Annotated in this window: 6 protein-coding genes; all 6 read left to right on the top strand. The window is 35.8% G+C overall.

Annotated elements, in window-relative coordinates; translation table 11 throughout:
- Positions 1–344: 344 nt before the first annotated feature.
- Complete coding sequence (locus B4F31_RS05420; RefSeq protein WP_093303488.1) at positions 345–773, top strand: DoxX family protein; 429 nt, start codon at positions 345–347, stop codon at positions 771–773.
- A gap of 1 nt (position 774) precedes the next feature.
- Positions 775–1,230: a MarR family winged helix-turn-helix transcriptional regulator gene (locus tag B4F31_RS05415; protein WP_286760805.1), complete on the top strand. Its 456-nt coding sequence runs from the start codon at positions 775–777 to the stop codon at positions 1,228–1,230.
- A gap of 142 nt (positions 1,231–1,372) precedes the next feature.
- Entirely contained in the window at positions 1,373–2,356 is a 984-nt protein-coding gene (locus B4F31_RS05410) for an NADP-dependent oxidoreductase (protein WP_286760804.1), read from the top strand.
- Positions 2,357–2,402: 46 nt separating this feature from the next.
- Complete coding sequence (locus B4F31_RS05405; RefSeq protein ID WP_286760803.1) at positions 2,403–3,035, top strand: SDR family oxidoreductase; 633 nt, start codon at positions 2,403–2,405, stop codon at positions 3,033–3,035.
- A gap of 42 nt (positions 3,036–3,077) precedes the next feature.
- Complete coding sequence (locus tag B4F31_RS05400) at positions 3,078–3,755, top strand: type 1 glutamine amidotransferase domain-containing protein (protein ID WP_093303532.1); 678 nt, start codon at positions 3,078–3,080, stop codon at positions 3,753–3,755.
- 286 nt (positions 3,756–4,041) lie between these two features.
- The gene (locus tag B4F31_RS05395; protein ID WP_075325781.1) at positions 4,042–4,218 is read left to right on the top strand and encodes a histone H1; all 177 of its coding nucleotides are present in this window, start codon (positions 4,042–4,044) and stop codon (positions 4,216–4,218) included.
- Positions 4,219–4,245: the final 27 nt, after the last annotated feature.

Below are 4,245 nucleotides of genomic sequence, written 5' to 3'. Positions count from 1 at the left end.
TAATCCCTATCTTCCTACTCTATTCACATTACGCAGAATTATTTTTACTTCAAATTAGCTCTGCCATTCTTGAAATCAAATGATTTTAAGCGGTATGCAGTTTCTGTAGATTCTTTGATTTTAAAATTACTAAGATTCTCTTCTCTCTTAATAAGAAAATAACCTTATTAGGTTTGAAACCTTAAACCTTTCAAATTTCCTTTCTGTATGGTGAATTTATCCTTGGACTTAGCTAACTCTAATGGCAAGAAGTTAATACTATGCTAATCAAGCCCTCTATATTTCTATAATTCTTTACATTTGCATCGTGAACGATTTAATTTTGTGCGATTAAAATATAAGAAATGAAAGGAAACGTTGAAACAACACTCACGCAAAATATTTTTAGAATCTTACTTGCACTGTTTATGACTTATGCTGGCTTTAGCCACTTAACCTTTAATAGAATAGAATTTCAGGCTCAAGTGCCAGATTGGCTTCCGTTAAGCAAAGATTTAGTAGTTATTTTATCTGGAATAGTTGAGATGGCATTAGGTCTCGCTCTGCTATTTTGGAAAAAGCAACGTGCTACCATTGGTTGGGCGTTAGCGATTTTCTTTGTTCTTATTTTTCCGGGTAACGTTGCGCAGTATTTAGACGGAAAAGATGCCTTTGGGGCTTTAGATTCAGATAGGGCAAGATTAATAAGGCTTTTCTTTCAACCGGTTCTTATAGCCTGGGCACTCTGGTCATCTGGCGCGTGGAGAGCCTGGAAAAACTCAAAAAATAAATAGTATGGACAATCAGCAACTTAAATTGAACAACCAGATCTGTTTTCCTATTTATTCGGTTTCCAGACTAATAACGAAAGCTTATAAACCCTTCCTGGAAGAAATGGGTTTAACTTATCCTCAGTATTTGGTTTTGTTGGTATTGTGGGAAAAAGATAATATAACGATGAATAAAATTGGAGAAAAATTATTGCTAAACACCAATACCCTTTCTCCGCTTATTAAACGGATGGAGAAAATGGAGCTGCTGCAGCGCAAACGCTCTGATAAAGACGAAAGAAGTGTATTTATTCAGCTTACGGAAAAAGGAAGAGGGCTAAAAAATACTGCGATTCCAATTCCAGAGAAACTTCTAAATACTTTACTGACGGAAGATATAACCCTAACAGAAATAATGCTTCTAAAGGATACCCTGAATAAATGGTCTGATATTCTTTTAGACAGGCAAAATGATAAATAATATAGTAACTTACTGATAAATAAATTTTTAACCTCGAGAATAACGGGAGATGTACTCGAATTTTGTTTCGAAAATCTATTTTTTCAATCGAAGCAAATATTGAAACACCTAACTCTCGATTATCGAATAAAAAACAATATATATGAAAGCACTACAGATAGTAAAATACGGAGAAATTAAAGAAAGTTTATCGATTAATGAGATCGAAAAACCAACGGTACAATCAAAAGATATTTTAGTTGAAGTCAAAGCTGCTTCACTAAATCCTATTGATTATAAAATGGCTCAAGGTCATTTAAAAGAACTGCTGGATTTGGACCTACCAGTAACCATTGGCTTTGATGTTAGCGGCGTGGTTGTGGAAAAAGGCAATGATGTTACTAGCTTTGAGATAGGAGATGAAATTTACGCCAGGGTACCACAAGAACAAATGGGTACCATAGCAGAATTTGTTACTATTAATGCCGATAAAGTTGCTAAAAAACCAGAAAATATATCTTTCGAAGAAGCTTCCGGATTGCCGTTAACAGGACTTACCGCAATCCAGGCTTTAGAAAAAGCAGGGCTAAAAGAAGACGACAGGATTCTTATTCACGCCGGCTCCGGTGGGGTGGGTAGTTTTGCCATTCAATACGCCAAAGCAAAGGGAGCAATTGTTTATACCACCACTAGTAGCAAAAATGTAGATTGGGTGAAAGCCCTGGGAGGCGATCGGGTGATAGATTATAAAGAAGAAGATTACAAAGAAGTTGCGAATAACCTGGATATAGTTTTTGACACTTTGGGAGATGATTATACGTTTGATGCCTTCAAAATAATTAAAGAAGGCGGAGTGGTAACTTCAATCGTAGGTCCGCCAGACGAAGAATCGGCTAAAATTATGGGAATACCAGATTATAATTTACCCGAACAATTATCCAATCTTATTGAGGAAAAATCGATAGCCTATAAGCATACCTGGATGCAGCCTAATGCTGCCCAGTTGAAGGAAATCAAAACAATGGTAGAAGAGGGAGATATCAAGCCAACAGTAGACCTTATTTATGAATTCGAAGATGGAATTGATGCCTATGAATACCTGGCGACGGGAAGAGCAGAAGGAAAAGTAATTATTAGCTTATCCTAAGCTTCTTAAAATTAATCAAGATTATAATTAAAAAAAGAAAATGATTATGAGTAAAAAGAAAAATGTATTAGTTGCCGGTGCAAACGGCAGCACGGGAAGAATCATTATCGACTTATTAAAGAAATCATGTGAATACCAGCCTATTGCGATGGTGAGAAAGCAAGAGCAAAAAGAGCATTTTGAAAAAGAAAATGTAGCTGCTGTGCTGGCCGATTTAGAAGAAGATTTGAGTAATGTTTTTAAAAATGTGGATAAAGCAATTTTTGCAGCCGGCTCTAAAGGAAAAAATGTAGAAGGAGTTGATCAGGAAGGAGCAAAAAAATTTACAGATGCGGCTAAAAATGCAGGAGTTGAAAAATTTGTAATGCTTAGCTCTATGGGAGCAGACAATCCCAGTATTAGTGAAGATTTGGAAGACTACCTAGAAGCAAAAGGAAATGCTGACGAGTACTTGCGTAAAAGTGGTTTGGATTATACCATTGTAAGACCGGGTGCTCTCACTAACGAAGAAGGTTCAGGTAAAATTCTGTTAAAGGAAAAATTAGAAGAACAGGAGAGTATTTCCCGGGCTAATGTTGCTCGCACTCTTGTTGAAGTTCTGGACAACGACGTTAAGCATAACCAGGTTTTTGAAATTCTGGATGGAAAAACTCCAATTGAAAAGGCTGTACGTAGTTAAGAAGTTTCAAATATTTAAATGAATAAAGAAAAAATAAAAGATATGAAAGTACTATTTGTATTAACCTCTCACGACAAATTGGGAGACACAGGAGAAAAAACAGGATTTTGGATTGAAGAATTCGCAGCACCATATTACAACTTAATAGATAAAGGAGTTGATGTTACGGTAGCTACACCAAAAGGAGGGAAAGCGCCAATAGATCCGAATAGTGAAAGTGAAGATGCTCAAACCGAAGATACAAAGCGGTTTTATAAAGATGCTGAAACTCAAAAAGTGATTGAAAAGACTAAAAAATTAGATACAATTAAAGCGGAAGAATTTGACGCGGTATTCTATCCTGGAGGTCACGGCCCACTATGGGATCTTGCAGAAGATAAAACTTCTATTGCTTTAATAGAAGCCTTTAATAAGCAGAAAAAACCAATAGGTTTAGTATGTCATGCACCTGCAGCTCTTAAAAACGTAAAAAATGAAAATGGTGAACCTTTAGTGAAAGGGAAAAAAGTAACCGGTTTCACAAATACTGAAGAAGAGGCGGTGCAGTTAACCGAGGTAGTTCCATTTCTAGTAGAAGATATGCTGAAAGAAAATGGGGGTATTTATTCTAAATCTGGAGACTGGGAAGTTCATGTTCTGAAGGACGGGAATTTAATTACCGGGCAAAATCCTGCATCTTCCAGTAAAGCAGCTGAAAAGTTGTACGAGATGCTTCAATAAATTAAGCGATCTTACTTTGAAACCTGCAATCTTAAAAATTGCAGGTTTTTTTGAAACTTTTAATTTGATGTAACCTTCTAAAATCTATGCTAATATTCTAAACCAATATTTTCTTAGGCTAATTATTTGATAAAAAATGGGTTATAGAGGATTAAACATTGGGGAGGCGACCTACTTCAGTATTATAGGTGATTTTCTTAAAAAAAATTCAGCAAAAATATCCTAAAATTGAGGTCTCCGGGGAATATTCTGCTATTTTAGCGTTTTAAATTTTAAAACTACTATCATGAAAGAACTTGTTGAAAACATTCAATCTACATTTGAAAATTTCCAAACAGAAGCTAATGCGCAGCTGGAGTCTGGCAATAAAAGCGCCGGTACCAGAGCGAGAAAATCTTCTCTAGAACTGGAGAAACTTTTAAAAGAATTCCGAAAGGTTTCAGTTGCAGAATCAAAAAAGTAAAACAAGAGGCTGTCTGAAAAGGCAGCC

The sequence above is a fragment of the Salegentibacter sp. UBA1130 genome, from assembly GCF_002311535.1.
Lineage (GTDB): Bacteria > Bacteroidota > Bacteroidia > Flavobacteriales > Flavobacteriaceae > Salegentibacter > Salegentibacter agarivorans.
This window is presented reverse-complemented; position numbering and strand designations above follow the sequence as displayed.